This window comes from Cyanobium gracile UHCC 0139, assembly GCF_034931325.1.
Taxonomy (GTDB): Bacteria; Cyanobacteriota; Cyanobacteriia; order PCC-6307; family Cyanobiaceae; genus Cyanobium; species Cyanobium gracile_B.
In genome coordinates this window covers 361,989-379,729 of the sequence record NZ_JAYGHX010000002.1, presented here as the reverse complement: position 1 = coordinate 379,729, position 17,741 = coordinate 361,989, and the positions used below count along the sequence as shown (strand labels likewise).

Sequence of the window (17,741 nt, the reverse complement as noted above, 5' to 3'; positions counted from 1 at the left end):
TCTAGAGGAACGAGGGCACCGCCGAAGGGTGGGCACTGCGGGGACCCCGGTGCACCACGCCCTCCTGAATCTCGAGGGTCACCACCTCGCCCATGCGCAGTTCGAGGGTGGCGTTGGCCACACCGACGATCACCGGCACGCCCAGACGCTCGGCGATCACGGCGGCGTGGCTCTGGCGGCCCTCCTCCTCGGCGATCACACCGCGGGCCTTGCGGATCGCCTCCAGGTAGGCGGCGCTGGTCTCACGTACCACCAGGATCTCGCCGGCCTCCAAGCGGGCCGCGTCCTCGGGTGAATTGGCCAGCCGCACCTTGCCGCTCACGGTGCCGCTGCCGATGCCGACACCACGACCCATGACGGCGGAGACGATGCCGACCTTGACCAGATCGGTGGAGCCGCTCACCCCCTCCAGGGTGCCAGCGGTCTGGACGACCAGATCACCGGCGCCCAGGAGGCCCAGCTGCTGGGCCGTGGCCATGGCGACGCTGAAGGTACGGCTGCTGCTGGATTCGTCCTGGATCAGCAGCGGATTGACCCCCCACACCAGCTGCAGCTGGCGGGCCACCGTCACATCGGAGGTGATCGCCAGGATCGGGGTGCTGGGGCGGAACTTGCTGACGTTGCGGGCCGTGGAGCCCGTCTTGGTGAGGGGCAGGATCGCCGCGGCGTTGAGCTGGCGGGCGATGCTGCTCACGGCCTGACAGATCGCGTTGGGAATGGTGGTGGCCATGTGGCTGTCCAGCACCCGTTGGGGGTAGTCGCGCTCGATGCGGCGGGCGATCTGGTCCATGGTGGCCACCGCCTCGACGGGGTAGTCACCGACGGCCGTCTCGTTGGAGAGCATCACCGCGTCGGTGCCATCGAGGATGGCATTGGCCACATCACTCACCTCGGCCCGGGTGGGCCGGGGGCAGGAGGCCATGGAATCGAGCATCTGGGTGGCCGTGATGATCGGAATGCCGAGGCTGTTGGCCTTGCGGATCAGCTCCTTCTGCAGCAGGGGCACCTCCTCGGCGGGCATCTCCACGCCCAGATCGCCCCGGGCCACCATCACCCCGTCGCAGAGGGGAAGGATGGCGTCGATGGCATCGATGGCCTCGAATTTCTCGATCTTGGCCACCACGGGCGTGTCGTGGCCATGGCTGCGGATCAGCTCCCGGATCTCCAGCATGTCGGAGGGGTTGCGCACGAAGCTGAGGGCGACCCAGTCGACACCCTGCTGCAGGCCGAAGGCCAGGTCGCGCCGGTCCTTGGGGGTCAGGGCCCGGATCGACAGCTGGACGTCGGGGAAGTTGACCCCCTTGTTGTTGGAGAGCACCCCGCCCACCGTGACCCGGCACTTCAGGGTTTGCCCGGGCCCGTCCACCTCCACCACCACCATCTCGACGCGACCGTCATCGAGCAGGATGCGGCTGCCGCTGGTCACCTCGTCCGCCAGCCGGTCGTAGGTGACGGTGGCGATCGTGTTGTCGCAGTTGACGGCGCGGGAGGTCAGCGCGAAGGGATCACCCTTTGCCAGGGTGATGGGGCCGGCCTGGAAGCGGCCCAGGCGGATCTTGGGACCCTGCAGATCCTGGAGGATGCCGATGTGGACGCCCAGTTCGTGGGCCACCTGGCGGATGGTGGCGATCCGATCGGCGTGATCGCTGTGATCGCCGTGGGAAAAGTTGAGACGGAAGGTGGTGGCGCCGGCGGCGATCAGCTGCCGCAGCACCTCGGGTGACTCGGTGGCGGGCCCGATCGTGGCCACGATCTTTGTGCGACGCATGAGATCGTGAGGGGCCATTGGACGACCTTGTACAAGGGCGGAAACTACCATCCGGACTTGCCCGGAGCGCGCTTGAAATGGACTTTCAGGACTACCAGCAACGCTCCCGTGAGACGGCGCGCTACCCGGACCTGGGCGCCAACATCCTCTATCCCACGCTGGGGTTGTGCGGCGAGGCCGGCGAGGTGGCCGACAAGGTCAAGAAGGTGCTACGGGACCGGGGTGGGGTGTTCGGCCCCGAGGTCCGCGACGATCTGCGGCTGGAGCTGGGGGACGTGCTCTGGTACGTGGCCCAGCTGGCCACGGAGCTCGGACTGGATCTGGAGGATGTGGCGGCCGCCAACCTGGCCAAGCTGGCCGACCGTGCGGACCGTAACGTGATCGCAGGGAGCGGCGACCGGCGGTGACTCAGGCAAGGACCGGCGTTCCGGGACCATGGGGCTGGTCCGCCCACCGGGCTGTGGCTGTAGGCCGGCTGCTGGTGCGGCTGTCGCTCGTCATGCTTGTGCTGTTCGCCGCCCCCGCCCTGGCCGGCGCCACTGACCTGAAGGTGTCGGAGGTGGTGCTGGAACCCTGCCCCGCCGATGACCTGGGCACCCAGCCGACCCTGGCCCGCCCCAGCGGCGCTTCCTGCTGGGCCCTGCGTGGGGTGGTGGTCAACCCGGGATCCAAGCCGGTGGTCGACACCGATGTGTTCGGTCTGATCCTCGATGCCAGCGGCGAACCGGTGCTGCCCAACCGCAGCCGGGTGGGCTCGATCGGTGACGTGCCCCCTGGCCGCTCCAGCTTTGCCCTGCGGCTGGCAGTGCCGGCCGGCACTCCCGGCCCCCTGGGCACCCGCAGCGTCAAGGCCCGGGGCTTCAGCGCCCCGGTGCGCACCCGGGCCGGGGTGGACGACGAACTCTTGCCACTCGAGGAGGCCCTGGCGGCGTCCCCGGCCGGGAAGCCTCAGTAGGGCAGGCCGCCGGAGAGGGTGGCGATGGAGGCCCCCAGCAGACTCTGGGCCAGCTGCAGGGCGATGAAGGCCACCAGGGCCGAGAGGTCAAGACCGCCGAGGGGCGGAATCAGCCCGCGGAAGGCGTTGAGATAGGGGTCGGTGATGGCGCTGACGCTGGAGAGCAGCGGGTTGCTCCAGTCGAGGTTGGGGAACCAGCTCAGCAGCACCCGGACCAGCAGCACGAGGAGGTAGATGCTGAGGGTCTGGGCCAGCACCTGGAGCAGGAAGACGAAGATGCTCATGGATGGGGTCGTGGGAGGAGCCGCAGGCTTGCGCCAGCTGTTGGGCCAACTCTATGGATCCGCTTCCTCGTCGGGAAGCGACGGGATTCCGGCCGGCTCGGCGGCCGCCAGGCGGGAGCCCAGGGCGGCCAGATCGTCCGCCTTGAGCGAGAAGGTGCGGTGGAACTTCTCGCTCAGGCTCAGCCAGTAGGAGCGGCCGTCGCTCTGGCGGCGGCGTTCGATGAAGTCCTGGGCCAGCAGCTCCCTGATGTGGTCGTAGGCCCCCGAGCCGCGCAGCTCCACCAGCTCCGACTGCAGCAGGCGCTTCTTGAGGGCGATGGTGGCCAGGGTCCGCAGGGCGGCGACCGAGAGGTCCACCGGCAGCAGATTCTGGACCAGATCCCCCAGGCCGGCCCGCAGCTGCAGAGCGTAGTGCTGGCCCTCCTGGTGGATCTCCAGGGCGGTGTCACGGTGGGCGTAGTCGGCCATCAGGGTGATCAGGGCCAGCTCGGTCTCGTCCCGGTCGATGCCGGCGATGGCGGCCAGTTCGCCCAGCTCCAGGGGACGGCCCTTCAGATAGAGAATCGCTTCGAGCCTGGCTGGCAGGGACAGCCCCGGAGTGGCCGCCACCGAGCGCTCGCCTTCGGGGGGCTCGCCTTCAGGAGGCAGTGGATCGGCTTCAGCCATGGGGACGGCCGGCACGGCGTGGCGGCAACGTATCGCAGGCCTCAGACCCCCACCAGCCCGCCCGGTCTGGGCAGGCTGGGTCCCACCTCACCCAGGAACAGCCGGTAGGCCGGATTGCCGGTCTCCTCCCAGTGCTGGTAGGGGAGGTCGGCGAGGAAGGCCTGCCAGGCCTCCAGCTCCCCCGGGGGCACCTGCACCCCGACCACGATGCGGCCCACGTCGGCGCCGTGGTTGCGGTAGTGGAAGATGCTGATGTTCCAGTTGGGATGCAAGGCGTTCACGAAGGCCATCAGGGCCCCGGGACGCTCCGGGAACACGAACCGATACAGCCGCTCCTCCCCCTGGTTCAGGGCCGCCCCCGCACTGGCCGGCAGCCGGCCGCCCACCATGTGGCAGAGGTGGAGCTTGGCCAGTTCGTCACCGCTCAGATCGAGGCAGGGAAAACCCTGGGATTCGAGGGCATCCATCAGCTGGCGGGTGTCCTGGTGGCCGCTGATCTGCACCCCCACGAAGATGTGGGCCAGCTGGGGGTCGGCGAGCCGGTAGCTGAACTCGGTGAGGCTGCGCTGGCCCAGGACGGCGCAGAACCGGGCCAGGCTGCCGGGCTTCTCCGGGATCTCCACCGCCAGCAGGGCTTCGCGCTCCTCGCCCAGTTCGGCCCGCTCGGCCACGAAGGCCAGCCGGTCGAAGTTCATGTTGGCGCCGCAGGCCACCGCCACCAGGGTGCGGCCCCGGAGCTGCCGCTGGGCCACGTCCTTCTTCATCCCGGCCACCGAGAGGGCGCCGGCCGGTTCCAGGATCGAGCGGGTGTCCTCGAAGACGTCCTTGATGGCAGCGCAGATCTCGTCGGTGTCCACCGTGACCATGCGGTCGACGCAACGCTGGGCCAGGGCGAAGGTGTGTTGGCCCACCTGACGCACGGCCACCCCGTCGGCGAACAGGCCCACCTGATCCAGCCGCACCCGCTCCCCCGCCGCCAGCGAGCGGGTCATGGCGTCGGCATCGCTCGGCTCGACCCCGATCACCTCCACCCGGGGCCAGAGACTCTTGACGTAGGCGCCGATCCCCGCGATCAGGCCGCCGCCGCCCACCGCCACGTAGATGGCATCGGGGGGATCGGAGCACTGACGCAGGATCTCCAGGGCGATCGTGCCCTGGCCGGCGATCACGTCCGGATCGTCGAAGGGATGGATGAAGGTGAGGCCCCGCTGGCGCTGCAGGCGGTGCGCTTCCTCACAGGCCTCGTCGTAGGTGTCGCCGTGGAGCACCACCTCGGCCCCCCGGGCCGCCACGGAGCGCACCTTCATCTCCGGTGTCGTCACCGGCATCACGATCACGGCGGTGCAACCCAGCTGCTGGGCCGCCAGGGCCACCCCCTGGGCGTGATTGCCGGCGCTGGCGGCGATCACCCCCCGGTCGAGCTCGGAGCGCTCCAGGCCAACCATCTTGTTGTAGGCCCCGCGGAGCTTGAAGCTGAACACGGGCTGCAGATCCTCCCGTTTGAGCAGCACCTGGTTGTGGAGCCGGCGGGAGAGGTTGGGGGCGGGATCGAGGGGGGACTCGATCGCCACGTCATACACCCGAGCCCGCAGGATCCGTTGCAGGTAGGCGGTCGCCCCGGGGAAGGCGTCGTCGTCGGCAGCCGTGGTCATCGCTCCAGTGTCGCAACCCGACCCCTGAACGGTGGCGTCCGTCGCCGTGTGTCGGAGCGAACCCCGTAGATTGGCCACCTGGAAGCAAGGAAGGGCATGCATCTGAGCGAGCTGAGCCATCCGAATCAGCTGCACGGCCTGAGCACCGCTGAACTCGAGGCCATGGCTCGCCAGATCCGCGAGAAGCATCTGGAGGTGGTGGCCACCAGCGGCGGTCACCTGGGTCCGGGCCTGGGGGTCGTCGAACTCACCCTCGCCCTCTACCAGACCCTCGACCTGGAGCACGACCGGGTGGTCTGGGATGTGGGCCACCAGGCCTATCCCCACAAGCTGGTGACGGGCCGTTACAAGGATTTCCACACCCTGCGTCAGCAGGGCGGCGTGGCGGGATACCTCAAACGCAGCGAGAGCCGCTTCGACCACTTCGGCGCCGGCCACGCCTCGACCAGCATCTCGGCCGCCCTGGGCATGGCCCTGGCCCGCGACCGACGCGGTGAGGACTTCAAATGCGTCGCCGTGATCGGTGACGGAGCCCTCACCGGCGGCATGGCCCTCGAGGCGATCAACCATGCGGGCCACCTGCCGCGCACCAAGCTCCTGGTGGTGCTGAACGACAACGACATGTCGATCTCACCGCCGGTGGGGGCCCTCTCCACCCACCTGAATCGCATGCGGCTCAGCAAGCCGGTGCAGTTCCTCTCCGGCAGCGCCGAGGAGGCGGTGAAGCACCTGCCCTTCCTGCATGGGGAGCTGCCCACCGAGCTCAAGACGCTCAAGGAAAGCATGAAGCGGCTGGCGGTGCCCAAGGTGGGGGCCGTGTTCGAGGAGCTGGGCTTCACCTACGTGGGCCCGATCGACGGCCACGACATCCCCGAGATGGTGCGCACCTTCCAGGCCGCCCACCGCTGCGAAGGCCCGGTGCTGGTGCACGTGGCCACCACCAAGGGCAAGGGCTACCCCTACGCCGAGGCCGACCAGGTCGGCTACCACGCCCAGTCGGCCTTCGACCTGGCCACAGGTAAGGCCTACCCCTCCAGCAAGCCCAAGCCCCCCAGCTGGAGCAAGGTGTTCGGCCAGACGCTGGTCAAGATCTGCGAGCAGGATTCCCGGGTGGTGGGCATCACCGCCGCCATGGCCACCGGAACGGGGCTGGATCTGCTGGAGAAGGCTCTGCCGCAGCAGTACTTCGATGTGGGCATCGCCGAGCAGCACGCCGTCACCATGGCGGCGGGCATGGCCTGTGAGGGCCTGCGGCCGGTGGTGGCGATCTACAGCACCTTCCTGCAGCGGGCCTACGACCAGCTCATCCACGATGTGGGCATCCAGAAGCTGCCCGTCACCTTCGTGCTCGACCGGGCGGGCATCGTCGGCGCCGACGGCCCCACCCACCAGGGCCAGTACGACATCAGCTACCTGCGGGCTGTGCCCAATTTCACGGTGATGGCTCCCAAGGACGAGGCCGAACTGCAACGCATGCTCGTCACCTCGATCGCCCACGACGGCCCCTGCGCCATCCGCATCCCCCGCGGCGAAGGGGAAGGCGTACCGCTGATGGACGAGGGCTGGCAGCCCCTGGAGATCGGCCGCGGTGAGCTGCTCACCGATGGCGACGACCTGCTGATCGTGGCCTACGGCGCCATGGTGGCGCCAGCCATGGCCACCGCCGGCCTGCTGCAGGAGAAGGGTCTGCGGGCGGCGGTGGTCAATGCCCGCTTCCTGCGGCCCCTCGACGAGGCCCTGATCCTGCCCCTGGCCCGCCGCATCGGCCGGGTCGTGACGATGGAGGAGGGGGCCCTGCCCGGTGGCTTCGGTGCCGCGGTGGTGGAATCCCTCAACGACCACGATCTGCCCGTGCCGGTGCTGCGCCTCGGCATCCCCGATGTCCTGGTGGACCACGCCAGCCCCGACCAGAGCAAGGAAAGGCTGGGGCTGACCCCCTCCCAGATGGCCGAACGCATCCTCGAGCGCTTCGGGCCCGTCTTCCGCGCCACCGTTCCCACCGCCCTTGCCGTCTGAGTCGTCCCTCCACTGCCAGGTGCTGGTGGTGGGGGCCGGACCGGCCGGCGGGGACCTGGCCCGGCGTCTGGCCCTCCAGGGGGTGGATGTGGTGCTGGTCGACCGCCTCGACGACCTGACCCGATCCGCCTTCAGCAGCGCCGCCCTGCCGATCGAGACCATGACCAGCCTGGGCCTGCCGGCGGAGGTGGTGGGCAGCCGCTGGCGGGAATGGCAGCTGATCGGACCCGGGGCTGCCACCCGCTGCTGGGCCTCGCCGCACCCCCTCGGGGTGGTGTTGGATTTCGGTGCCCTGCGCCGCTGGCAGGCCGACCAGTGCCAGCGCTGGGGCGCTCGGGTGCGACTGGGCCTGCACGCCTGCTCCAGTCGCCAGGAGGGAAAGCGGATGGTGACCCATCTGCGCCGCTCCGATGGCAGCACGCTGCGGGTCTGCAGCGACTGGACCGTGGATGCCAGCGGCCACGAGCGGGCCCTGCTGGGGGATCCGCCGGTGACGGACCGCCGGCGCGATGGGCTGGTGCGGGCTGCCGGCCTGGAATGGCTGCTGCGGGTGTCCCCCGCCTGCTGGGAGCGCTGGGCCGACCGGCTCAGCTTCTGCCTGGGCAGCGACTGGGTGCCCCAGGGCTACGGCTGGATCTTCCCGATGCAGCCTGGTGTGCTGAAGCTCGGCGTCTGCCGGCTGGTGGATGGCCAGCGGCGCCAGCCACCACTGGGCGGGCTGATCGCCGACCTGGGACGCCGGCTCCTGGCGGGCGGCGAGGCGGCCGGCGGGGCAGGCCGTGAACCCTTCGAGGTGCTCGACCGCCATGGCGGCCTGGTGCGCAGCACGATCCGGCGCCGGGAGCCCCACCAGCGGGGGCGCCTGGTGGGGCTGGGGGATGCGGTCAGCACCGCCAACCTGCTGGGCGGTGAAGGGATCCGTCACGCCCTGACCAGCAGTGCCGTGCTGGCGCCCCTGCTGCAGCAGGCCCTGGCTGCCCCAGGCCGTTCCTCCTCGGAACAGCAGCCGGAACGCGCAATGCGGGACTATGCGCCCCAGTTGCGCCGTGCCCTGGGGTGGCGCTGGTCGCTGAGCGGACGTCTGGCCCGGCGCACCTGGCTGGGGCTGCACCGGCCCGGGGCCGATGACCGGCTGGACCAGGTGCTGCGGGGGCTGGAGAGCCGCAGGGCGGAGGATCTCTCGGCCCTGCTGTTCGGTTATCGGTTCGAGCGCTACGGCCTGCGGGCCATGCCGTACCTGCTCGGCTGGCGCTGAGCTTTGAACTTCAACGCCAGCCTGTGCTGGAACCTCAGAGCACGCCGCGGGAGGCCAGGCCCAGGATCGCGCCCATGCCCAGGATGTGGCCCAGGCTGGTGGTGCCGAGCATGGCGCCGTGGCTGAAGCCGCCGAAGAAGTTGTCGCTGGGCAGCTTGAGGCCGACCTTCTGCTGCTGGATGGTGGCCTTGCCGATGGCGATGGCGATGACGTTGCAGACGATCATGACCAGGGCCACCTTCGGGGACCAGCTGATCGAAGCGGGAGCCATGGCCAGGAGAGGAGCGATCATGATGCACGTGGCGACGCCCCATCTTCCGGGTCAGGGCGACCTGTGCCCCGACCCCTTAAGACTTGTTCACCTGGGGTGCGCCTGAGCCCGCCACCGGACCTTTCTGCGGGGCTGGCGAAGGCAGCAGCCGGAACCCCAGCAGCACCACCAGGTTGCTGAGGGTCAGGAAGGCTTCGGCACCGCCGTGCAGGGGATCGACGTCCGCCAGCTGCCGGCCGTAGACCTGCTGGGCCACCACCGCGGCGACGATCGTGACCGCCACGAACAGGAGCGTCAGCTGGAATCCCCGCAGCGCCAGCCGTGGGAAGGCCCGCACCTGGCGGGCCCACCAAAGGAAGGCCAGGTAGGGGAACAGGGAGAGCACGAAGAACGGGGCCGGATCGATGGCGCCGAGGCCCTGGAACCAGGCCGCCAGAGGCAGGGTCACGAGGGTTCGTCCTCCGGGGAGAGCCGCTGCCGGCGCAGCAGGTTCCAGGCGGCCATGGCCATCGCCCCGTTGCCAAGGGCGGTGAGGCCGGCCTGCAGCACCACCAGGCCCTTGAGGGCCTCGCTGTTGTCGAACAGATGCCAGGTGCAGGCGGCCATCGCGCTCACCAGGGCCGGCACCATCGCCAGGGCCAGCCAGCGCCAGCCCCCTTCCCCCCGCCGCAGGCCGAAGGCCTGCACGGCCAGGATCGCCAGGATCCACTCCAGCACCGAGGTGATGTGGATCCACCAGGTGGGCAGCGACAGCGCGTGCATGGGCGGGGCCTGGTGCGATCCGTAATGTACGGAGCCGGAACCGCCGCTGCGTCGGATGCGTGCTCTGATCTGCGGGTATTACGGAGAGCACAACCTCGGCGACGATGCCCTGCTGGAGGTGCTGCTGGGCCAGTTGCCGGTGGGTTGCCGTCCCCTGGTCACGGCCCACGACCAGGCCCTGGTGCGAGAGCGTTTCGGGGTGGAGACCACCGACCGCCGCCGGCTGAAGGACGTGTTGGCCGCCCTGGGCCGCTGCAACGCCCTGGTGCTCGGCGGCGGCAGCCTGCTGCAGGACGCCACCAGCTTTCGCAGCCTCCTCTACTACGGCGCTCTGATGCTGGCGGCCCGGACCCGGGGCAAGTCCGTCCTGCTCTGGGGCCAGGGCCTGGGGCCCCTGCGGCGTCGCCGCAGCCGCCTGCTGGTGCGGGGGCTGCTGCCCCTGGCCACGGCGATCAGCTGGCGGGATCCGGCTTCTGCAGCGCAGGCGAAGGCCTGGGGGGTGGGGGCCCGCGTCGGCAGCGATCCGGTCTGGGCACTGCCCGCCCGGGCCTGGGACGGCAGGGGCGGGCCGATCGTGGTCTGCTTCCGGCCGGTGCGCCAGCTGGATGCCGACACCTGGCGCCCCTACCTGGAGGCCCTCGAAGGTCTGGCGGTGGCGGCCGAGCGGGAGGTGCTCTGGCTGCCCTTCCACCAGGACCAGGACCGGGGGCTGCTGGCCGACCTCAGCCGGCAGGGTCTGGTGGGGCCGCCCCTCGCCGCCCGCAGCCGGGAGCTGGCGGTCGCGACACCGCAGGAGGCCATGGACGCGTTCGCCCAGGCGGGCCTGGTGCTGGCCATGCGGCTGCACGGGCTGATCCTGGCGGCCCTGGGGGGCAGCCCCTGCGCCGCCCTCAGCTACGACCCCAAGGTGGCCGCCGCGGCGGCCGGCATCGGCTGCCCCTGCCAGGGTCTCGACGTCGCGCCGCCCCCAGACCTCCAGGACAGCTGGGCCGCCGTGCTCGACCAGCCACCGGATCCGGCCGGCATCGCCGCCCTGCGGCAGGAGAGCCAGGTGCACCGGGTGGTGCTGGACAGCCTGAAGGGCTGAAGCCTGCACCCATCCGGTGGCCCGGATGGTGGGGTGACGGCTCAGGCCGTCGTCTCCCCCTGCAGGCGGACCAGCTCGTTGAGCACCTCCTGGCTGTGGCCGGACGGTCGCACCGCCACCCAGCTGGCCCGCAGCACCCCGTCCGGATCGATCAGAAACGTGTGACGCGCCGAAAAGGGCGGCAGCCAGGAACCGTAGCGACGGCTGATGACCCCGCCCGGATCCGAGAGCAGCGGGTAGGCCAGACCCTCGCTGCCGCAGAACGACAGGTGGGCCTCCGGGTCGTCGGCACTCACCCCGACCACCTCGGCGTTGCGAGCGTGAAATGCAGCGAGATCCCTCTGAAAGCCCCGGGCTTCGAGGGTGCAGCCGCTGGTGAAGTCCTTGGGATAGAAGTACAGGGCCAGCCAGCGGCCCCGGAAGTCCGCCTGGCCCAGGTGCGTCGGCACGACTGTGCCGTCCGCAGACGGGGCGACCCCATCGAGGTCGAAGGCGGGGGCTGACTGGCCGATCTCCGGGGGGGTGCCGCCCATTGCACTAGCTCGGCCCGGACGGACCAGCAGGCTGAGGGCGGCCAGTAGGGAACCCCCCAGAAACGTGCGACGGTTCACAGCCAGGCTTCCATCAGGGCCGGACCCTAGCGGGACCGGCCGGGGGGTTCAGATCTTGGCCAGATTGACGCCCAGCTCCTTGGCGTAGGCGCCGAGACCCTTTTTCTGGATCGTCTTGAGGGCCCGGGTGGAGACGCGCAGTTTCACGAAGCGGTTGCCCTCGGCCCACCACAGACGCCGCTCCTGCAGATTCACCTGCTGCAGCTTCTTGGTGCGCACATGGGAATGGCTGACGGCCATGCCGTTGTTGGCGCGCTTGCCGGTGAGCTGACAGACCCGGGACATGACGATGTGACGACGGTGGACGATGCAGGCCTGAGCCAGCCTGCGACTTTACCAAACGGGCCCCTGGCCATGGAGCCTGGCGCCGCTGAGGGGATCGAACCAGAGTTCGTGCTGCCGCCGCCAGCCCAGGCGCGGCTCTGCGGGCAGCGGCAGCTCGGGGCCGCACAGCACCCGCACCGGCCCCCAGCGGCTGTCGAGCCAGAGCAGCTGCTGGTGGCCCCACCATTCACGCCGCAACAGCCGCGCCGCCAGCGGCCCATCCACGGCCAGGTGCAGATGCTCGGGCCGCAGGCCCAGCAGGCGCCCGGGCGCGATCGCCAGCAGGTTGATCGCCGGCCGCCCCAGGAAGGACGCCACGAAGCGGTTGGCCGGATCGGCGTAGAGCTCCCGCGGGCTGCCCACCTGCTGCAGCCGGCCCCCGTCGAGAAGGGCGAGGCGGTCGGCCATGCCCACCGCCTCCTGCTGGTCGTGGGTGACGTAGATCACCGGCTGCTCCCGGCCGCACAGCAGCCGCCGCAGTTCCGGCCGCAGCTCCTCCCGCAGCTGGGCGTCGAGGTTGCTCATCGGCTCATCCAGCAGCATGATCCGCGGCTGGCGCAGCAGGGCCCGGGCCAGGGCCACCCGCTGGCGCTGGCCGCCGGAGAGCTGGGCGGGCCGGCGCTGGCGCAGCTCCTCGAGCTGCAGCAGCGCAAGGACGGCCCTCAGTCGCCGCTGCCGCTCGGCGGCGGCCACCCCACGCACCTTCAATCCCAGTGCCAGGTTGCCCTCCACGCTCAGGTGCGGGTAGAGGGCGTAGCTCTGGAACACCATCGCCACCTGCCGTTCTCCCGGGCTGAGGGGGCCCAGGTCCTGGCCGTCCAGAAGCACCTGGCCCGCACTGGCGGGATCCAGCCCCGCCACCAGACGCAGGGTGGTGGACTTGCCGCAGCCGCTCGGCCCGAGCAGGGCGAGGCATTCGCCGGGGGCGACGGTCAGGTCGAGCCGGTCCACCAGCCGGCGCCCCCCCACCTCCCGGCACAGCTGGCGCAGCTCCAGACCGGCTCCCGCTGCCCCGCTCATCCCTTCACCGCCCCGCGGGTGAGACCGGAGACGATCGGCCGCTGGGCCAGCAGTACCAGCAGCAGCAGGGGCAGGCTGCCCAGCACCGTGGCGGCGGCAAAGGCGCCGTAGGGGATGGTGAACACCGAGCCGCCGCCGATCCGGGCGATGGCGATCGGCAGGGTGAGCAGGTCGTTGCGGCTGATCCAGGTGAGGGCGATGGCGTACTCGTTCCAGCTGGCCAGGAACACCAGGATGCCCGTGCTGGCCAGGGCCGGGCCGAGCAGGGGCAGCAGCACGTGTCGCAGCCGCTGCCCGAGGCCCAGGCCCTCCAGCCGGGCCGCGTCCTCCAGCTCGACGGGAAGGTCGGCGAAGGCGGCCCGCAGCAGCAGCACCGCCAGCGGCAGTGACAGGCCCGCATAGGGCAGGCTGAGGGCGAGCAGGTCATTGGCCAGCCCGAAGCTTCGGGCGATCTCCAGCAGCGCCAGGAACAGCAGCACGGTGGGGAACATCGCCGCCCCCACCAGTCCCAGTCCGACACCCCAGCGCAGCAGGCCGCGTTGCTGCTGCAGCCCATAGGCGCAGGGCACCGCCAGCAGCAGGGTGAGCAGGGTGGTAACCAGGGCCACCAGAGTGCTGTTGCCCAGGTAGCGCCAGAAGGGCGGGTCACCGGAGAGCACCAGCCGGTAGTTGGCCAGGGTCCAGGGGTTGCCCTCCAGCAGCGGAGCCACCAGCGCCTCCGGCCGCAGCAGGGAGGTGCGCAGCTGCCAGAGCAGCGGCCCCAGGCTCCAGAGCAGCACCAGCAGCCTCATGTGGCCCGCTCCCGGGGGCCCGGCAGATCGCCCCGCCGCCAGAGCAGCCATCCGCCACCGATCAGCACCAGCAGCAGCAGGAAGGTGGCCAGCATCACCGTGGCCGCATAGCCGAAGTCGAGGAAGCGCATGGCGTTGAGGTACGCGTAGAGGGCCAGGCTCTCGGTACTGCCGGCCGGCCCCCCGCCGCTGAGGACCTGGATCAGGTCGAACACCCCCAGGGCCTGGGCGAGCCGGAACAGCAGGGCCAGGGCGAGGTAGGGCACCAGCAGCGGCAGGGTCAGGTGGCGCAGGATCTGGAAGCGGCCGGCTCCCTCCAGACGCAGGGCCTCCTCCAGATCCTCGGGAATGGTCTGAAGTCCCGCCAGCAGCAGCAGGGCCACGAACGGCAGGGTTTTCCAGACGTCCGCCAGGACCACGAAGAACCAGGTGGTGGCCGGGGTGGAGAGGAAGCCGTAGCTGCTGCCGCCGAGGGAGCGGATGGCGGCGTTGAGGGGGCCGTGGGGATCGTTGAGGATCCAGCGCCAGCCCAGGGCCATCACGGCGGTGGGCAGGGCCCAGGGGAGCAGGGTCAGGGCCCTGAGGGTCCCCCGGCCCCGCAGGGGGCGGTGCAGCAGCAGGGCCAGCCCCAGGCCGCCGGCCAGTTCCAGCGCCACCGAGCAGACGGCGAAGCGCAGGGTCTGGCCGGCGTCCTTCCAGAAGCGGGCGTCATCGAGCAGCCGCGCCCAGTTGGCTCCCCCGTTCGGCACCGGCACCAGTCCGGTGAACACCGAACTGGCATGGAAGCTCAGCCAGCCGTAGCGCAGCAGAGGATAGAGGAACACCACAGCCAGCAGCAGCAGGGCCGGCGCCATCAGCAGCAGGCTGGCCGCGCGCGGTTTCATCGGCCCACGGCAGGGCGGTCCTCTGCAGTGTCGCTTGCGGGGCCCGCCACCGAGCGCAGCAGCTGCAGGCTCATGCGCTGGGCGTCCGCCATGGTCGGGCCGGGGTCCCCCTGGCCGGTGAGCATGCCGTTCACCTGCCGCGCCAGCAGATCGCTGAGCTGGGCATAGGCCGGCGTGGGCGGACGCAGTTGGGGGTGCTGCAGGGCCTGGCGCTGCACCGCCAGCAGCGGGGCACGGTGCTGCAGGTCCGGGTCGTCGTAGAGCCGGCTCCAGGTGGGGGCATAGCCCTGCTCGATGGCCAGCTGGCGCTGCACCTCCGGGCCGGTGAGCCAGCGGATCGCCGCCACCGCCTCCTCCGGATGGGGGCTTCCCTTGATCAGAGAGAGCCCCCATGTGCCCAGGGTGCCGCCCCCCTGCTCGCCGGGTGCCCCCACCATCGGCGTGACGCCCACCTTGCCCTTCACCGGGCCCTCGCCTTTCTCGATCTCCCGCCAGGCGTAGGGCCAGTTGCGCAGGAAGGCGGCCTCACCAGCGGCGAAGGACTGCAGGGTGTCGTTCTCGGCATAGCTCGCCACCGCCGCAGGGCTCACCCCATCGCGCAGCAATGCCGCGAGCCACTTCGCCGCCGCCACGGCCTCCGGACTGTCCAGCTCCGTGCGTGCGGTGGAGCTGTTCCACCAGTGGGCGCCGAAGCCGTGGAGCACCTCCACCATCACGCAGCTCAGCCCCTCGTACTGGCGCCCCTGCCAGAGGTAGCCCCAGCGGACCCTGCCGCGGCGCTGCAGGTCCCGGGAGATCGCCACCAGCTCCTCGGTGTCGCGCGGGGGGCGCGCCATCAGGTCGGTGCGCCAGTACAGCAGGCCGGTATCGCCCGTGAGGGGCATGCGCCAGAGGTGGCCGTCGAGGCCATTGCCCAGGCGGGCGCCGGGCTCCATCGCCGCCAGCACCTCCGGCCCGAACCAGCGATCCAGGGGCTCGAACCAGCCGGCGGCCACGTAGCGGGCCAGCCAGCTGACGTCCACCAGCAGCAGGTCGAAGGGGGCCTCCCCCAGCAGCAGACTGCCGATGGCCAGATCGGAAATGGTGTCGGTGTCCAGGGGTCCCCGGATCACCTCCAGGGACACCCCGGCCCCGCTGGCGTTGAACTGGGCCACCGGAGCGGCCACCGCGTCGGCCAGGGGGGCGGGCATCAGCACCCGAACCGGCACCGGTCCGGCCGCCCCCAGCGGGATGCCAGATGGCCCGGAAACCGAGAGGGCGGAGCCCGAGGGACCGGAGCCGGGCAGCAGCACCAGCAGCATGGCCGCCGACAGGAAAGCCAGAACGCCGGCGCTCAGCAGCCTCGGGAGCGATCGCCACCACCGCCGAATGGAGAAGGGGGGGCGCCAGGCCATGGCCTCAGGTTACGAGGCCTTTGCCCGTCTCCCCAGAGGTGGGCAAAGGCCGTCCGGCGGGAAGCGAGGGTTCCCGCCGGTGTCAGAGGCCGCGCTGCATCAGCTGCCCCATCAGGTCGGCACTGCGCTGCTGGAAGCCGGCCAGCTGGTTGGGCTCCAGGCCCCCCACGGCCAGGCGCGCCATCTCGTAGACGTGGCGGCTCAGGTCCTCGGCCAGCTGGAGGCTGGGGGAGCTGCCGCCTCCGGTGATCACGGCACCGGAGGAGAGCTTCAGCAGGCCCTCCACAAGGGGATGGCGGCGGTTGACCAGCAGCACGTGGTGGTCGGGGAGACCCGGCAGCCGCTGCTCCATCAGCGCCCCCATGTCGTTGAGGCGGCGCATCTGCTCGGGCAGCAGGATCAAGGCGGCCGGAGAGCCCTCCCCCTTCAGCGACTGCACCTGGACGGTGACCTTGTCGTTGGCGAGGGCGGTCTTGAACAGACCGCGCAGCTTCTCGCCGTTGTCGACGCCGTCGGCGTCCGCCAGCTCGCTTTCGGGTTCGTGCAGGCTGGCGTCGAGTTCGGCGTCGACCCGCTGGAAGCGGAGGTCGCCGTGGCGGGCCTCCAGCCAGGGGATGAACTGGGAATCAATCAGGGTGTCGGCCAGCAGCACCTCGGCCCCCTGCCCCTTCCAGAGGGCCAGGGCCCCGGCCTGGCCGGCCTCATCGGTGCAGTAGAGGATGCGGGTGGCGTTGTCGGCCGGCAGCCGTCCGCGGTAGCCGGCCAAGGTGGTGTAGGTGCGGCCGTCGGTGGCGACGGGGTCGGGGGCCACCTCCCCCTCTGCCGGCGGCTCGGCGGCCGCTGCGGTGGTGCCGTACAGGATCAGGTCGGCCACCTGGTCGGCGAACTTGTCGTCCTCCATGGCGCCGATCTTGATGAAGGGCGCCAGGGAATCCCAGATTTCGGCGTAGCGGGCCGGTTCGTCGCGGTGCAGTTCCTTGAGCCGGTCGCCCACTTTCTTTGCCACGAAGCCACCGATCGAGCGCACCCGACGGTCGGTCTGGAGGGCACTGCGGCTCACGTTCAGGGGGATGTCGGGCGAATCGATCACGCCGCGCAGGGGCAGCAGGTAACGGGGCACCACCTCCTTGATGGAATCGCTGACGAACACCTGGTTGCAGTAGAGGCGGATCTCGCCCTTCTCCCAGTCGGCCCGGCCGGTGATCCTGGGGAAATAGAGAATGCCCTGGAGGTTGTAGGGGTAGTCGGTGCTGAGGTGCACCCACAGCAGCGGATCCCCCTGGAAGGGGTAGAGATAGCGGTAGAGGGCGATGTAGTCGTCGTCGCCCAGATCGCGGGGGCTCTTGCGCCAGGGGGCCTCCCGCTTGTTGACGGTTTCACCGTCCAGCTGCACCGCCACTGGCAGGAAGTCGCAGTAGGTGGTGATCAGGGTGCGGATTCTGGAGGGCTCGATGTACTCCAGTTCCTCCTCCATCAGGTGCAGGATCACGTCGGTGCCGGGTTCGGACCGCTCAGCCCCCTCGAGGCTGAAGTTGGGGGAGCCGTCACAGCTCCAGCGCACCGCCTCGGCCTCCGGCCTGGCGCTGAGGCTGACCAGCTCCACCCGGGAGGCCACCATGAAGCTGGAATAGAAGCCCAGGCCGAAGTGGCCGATGATGGCGTCACTTTCGCTCTTGTACTTCTCGAGGAAGTCCTCGGCACTGGAGAAGGCCACCTGGTTGATGTAGCGCTTCACCTCATCGGCAGTCATGCCGATGCCGTTGTCACTGATGGTGAGGGTCTTGGCCTCCCGGTCGATGCGGATGGAGATCGTTCCTTCATCGCCTTCGCTGCAGTCGCCGGCCATGGCAGCCATGCGCCGCTTGCTGATGGCATCGACGCCGTTGCTCACCAGTTCCCGCAGGAACACCTCATGGCCGGAATAGACGGCCTTCTTGATGATCGGGAAGATGTTCTCGGTGTGGATCTGAATCTGGCCCTGTTCCAGCACCGTCATGGCGA

19 protein-coding genes are annotated in these 17,741 nt (G+C 70.3%); 5 read left to right on the top strand and 14 right to left on the bottom strand.

Annotation, left to right across the window (positions count from 1 at the left end):
- Nucleotide 1: 1 nt before the first annotated feature.
- Nucleotides 2-1,786 (bottom strand): pyruvate kinase, encoded by a 1,785-nt coding sequence (pyk, locus tag VB738_RS05160; protein WP_323304729.1) that lies wholly within the window; start codon nucleotides 1,784-1,786, stop codon nucleotides 2-4.
- Between the two features lie 59 nt (nucleotides 1,787-1,845).
- On the opposite strand from pyk, the gene VB738_RS05155 reads away from it, so the two are divergent.
- The gene (locus VB738_RS05155; RefSeq protein WP_323304728.1) at nucleotides 1,846-2,175 is read left to right on the top strand and encodes a nucleoside triphosphate pyrophosphohydrolase family protein; all 330 of its coding nucleotides are present in this window, start codon (nucleotides 1,846-1,848) and stop codon (nucleotides 2,173-2,175) included.
- Nucleotides 2,176-2,267: 92 nt separating this feature from the next.
- Complete coding sequence (locus tag VB738_RS05150; protein WP_323304907.1) at nucleotides 2,268-2,723, top strand: hypothetical protein; 456 nt, start codon at nucleotides 2,268-2,270, stop codon at nucleotides 2,721-2,723.
- Here VB738_RS05150 and VB738_RS05145 read toward each other — a convergent pair.
- Genes VB738_RS05145 through ilvA form a run of 3 tightly spaced genes read right to left on the bottom strand, consistent with a single transcriptional unit; the run spans nucleotide 2,717 to nucleotide 5,325 of the window.
- Nucleotides 2,717-3,007, bottom strand: coding sequence for a YggT family protein (locus tag VB738_RS05145; protein WP_323304727.1), 291 nt, complete (start codon nucleotides 3,005-3,007; stop codon nucleotides 2,717-2,719). The genes VB738_RS05150 and VB738_RS05145 overlap by 7 nt on opposite strands.
- Nucleotides 3,008-3,058: 51 nt before the next feature.
- The gene (scpB, locus tag VB738_RS05140; RefSeq protein ID WP_323304726.1) at nucleotides 3,059-3,673 is read right to left on the bottom strand and encodes an SMC-Scp complex subunit ScpB; all 615 of its coding nucleotides are present in this window, start codon (nucleotides 3,671-3,673) and stop codon (nucleotides 3,059-3,061) included.
- Nucleotides 3,674-3,714: 41 nt separating this feature from the next.
- Nucleotides 3,715-5,325 carry a threonine ammonia-lyase, biosynthetic gene (ilvA, locus tag VB738_RS05135; RefSeq protein ID WP_323304725.1) on the bottom strand — a complete coding sequence of 537 codons (1,611 nt, stop codon included), beginning with the start codon at nucleotides 5,323-5,325 and terminating at the stop codon, nucleotides 3,715-3,717.
- A gap of 96 nt (nucleotides 5,326-5,421) precedes the next feature.
- On the opposite strand from ilvA, the gene dxs reads away from it, so the two are divergent.
- Together dxs and VB738_RS05125 are read left to right on the top strand one after the other, a co-directional pair.
- Entirely contained in the window at nucleotides 5,422-7,341 is a 1,920-nt protein-coding gene (gene dxs, locus VB738_RS05130) for a 1-deoxy-D-xylulose-5-phosphate synthase (protein ID WP_323304724.1), read from the top strand.
- Nucleotides 7,331-8,596, top strand: a complete 1,266-nt coding sequence (locus VB738_RS05125; RefSeq protein WP_323304723.1) for an NAD(P)/FAD-dependent oxidoreductase — start codon at nucleotides 7,331-7,333, stop codon at nucleotides 8,594-8,596. Before dxs ends, VB738_RS05125 begins: the two co-directional genes overlap by 11 nt.
- Before the next feature lie 34 nt (nucleotides 8,597-8,630).
- Here the strand turns inward: VB738_RS05125 and psaK are convergent, their stop codons facing one another.
- Genes psaK through VB738_RS05110 form a run of 3 tightly spaced genes read right to left on the bottom strand, consistent with a single transcriptional unit; the run spans nucleotide 8,631 to nucleotide 9,629 of the window.
- The gene (gene psaK, locus VB738_RS05120; RefSeq protein ID WP_323243051.1) at nucleotides 8,631-8,888 is read right to left on the bottom strand and encodes a photosystem I reaction center subunit PsaK; all 258 of its coding nucleotides are present in this window, start codon (nucleotides 8,886-8,888) and stop codon (nucleotides 8,631-8,633) included.
- Nucleotides 8,889-8,943: 55 nt separating this feature from the next.
- The gene (locus tag VB738_RS05115; protein WP_323304722.1) at nucleotides 8,944-9,315 is read right to left on the bottom strand and encodes a DUF3593 domain-containing protein; all 372 of its coding nucleotides are present in this window, start codon (nucleotides 9,313-9,315) and stop codon (nucleotides 8,944-8,946) included.
- Nucleotides 9,312-9,629 carry a DUF2499 domain-containing protein gene (locus VB738_RS05110; RefSeq protein ID WP_323304721.1) on the bottom strand — a complete coding sequence of 106 codons (318 nt, stop codon included), beginning with the start codon at nucleotides 9,627-9,629 and terminating at the stop codon, nucleotides 9,312-9,314. Before VB738_RS05110 ends, VB738_RS05115 begins: the two co-directional genes overlap by 4 nt.
- Nucleotides 9,630-9,684: 55 nt before the next feature.
- Here VB738_RS05110 and csaB point away from each other — a divergent pair, with 55 nt between their 5' ends.
- On the top strand, nucleotides 9,685-10,716 hold the full coding sequence (gene csaB, locus VB738_RS05105; protein ID WP_323304720.1) for a polysaccharide pyruvyl transferase CsaB: 1,032 nt from the start codon (nucleotides 9,685-9,687) through the stop codon (nucleotides 10,714-10,716).
- A 41-nt stretch (nucleotides 10,717-10,757) separates the two neighbouring features.
- Here csaB and VB738_RS05100 read toward each other — a convergent pair whose 3' ends face one another.
- The 7 genes from VB738_RS05100 to htpG all read right to left on the bottom strand — a co-directional run bounded on the left by VB738_RS05100 (nucleotide 10,758) and on the right by htpG (nucleotide 17,736).
- On the bottom strand, nucleotides 10,758-11,327 hold the full coding sequence (locus tag VB738_RS05100; RefSeq protein ID WP_323304719.1) for a peroxiredoxin: 570 nt from the start codon (nucleotides 11,325-11,327) through the stop codon (nucleotides 10,758-10,760).
- A gap of 48 nt (nucleotides 11,328-11,375) precedes the next feature.
- The gene (rpmB, locus tag VB738_RS05095) at nucleotides 11,376-11,612 is read right to left on the bottom strand and encodes a 50S ribosomal protein L28 (protein WP_015108262.1); all 237 of its coding nucleotides are present in this window, start codon (nucleotides 11,610-11,612) and stop codon (nucleotides 11,376-11,378) included.
- Nucleotides 11,613-11,660: 48 nt separating this feature from the next.
- Entirely contained in the window at nucleotides 11,661-12,671 is a 1,011-nt protein-coding gene (locus VB738_RS05090) for an ABC transporter ATP-binding protein (protein WP_323304718.1), read from the bottom strand.
- A complete protein-coding gene (locus VB738_RS05085) occupies nucleotides 12,668-13,462 on the bottom strand; it encodes a carbohydrate ABC transporter permease (protein ID WP_323304717.1) in 795 nt (264 codons plus the stop codon). Before VB738_RS05085 ends, VB738_RS05090 begins: the two co-directional genes overlap by 4 nt.
- Nucleotides 13,459-14,346 carry a sugar ABC transporter permease gene (locus VB738_RS05080; RefSeq protein WP_323304716.1) on the bottom strand — a complete coding sequence of 296 codons (888 nt, stop codon included), beginning with the start codon at nucleotides 14,344-14,346 and terminating at the stop codon, nucleotides 13,459-13,461. The genes VB738_RS05085 and VB738_RS05080 overlap by 4 nt, the downstream gene beginning before the upstream one ends.
- Nucleotides 14,343-15,740: an extracellular solute-binding protein gene (locus VB738_RS05075; RefSeq protein WP_323304715.1), complete on the bottom strand. Its 1,398-nt coding sequence runs from the start codon at nucleotides 15,738-15,740 to the stop codon at nucleotides 14,343-14,345. Before VB738_RS05075 ends, VB738_RS05080 begins: the two co-directional genes overlap by 4 nt.
- 82 nt (nucleotides 15,741-15,822) lie before the next feature.
- Nucleotides 15,823-17,736 carry a molecular chaperone HtpG gene (htpG, locus tag VB738_RS05070; RefSeq protein WP_323304714.1) on the bottom strand — a complete coding sequence of 638 codons (1,914 nt, stop codon included), beginning with the start codon at nucleotides 17,734-17,736 and terminating at the stop codon, nucleotides 15,823-15,825.
- Nucleotides 17,737-17,741: the final 5 nt, after the last annotated feature.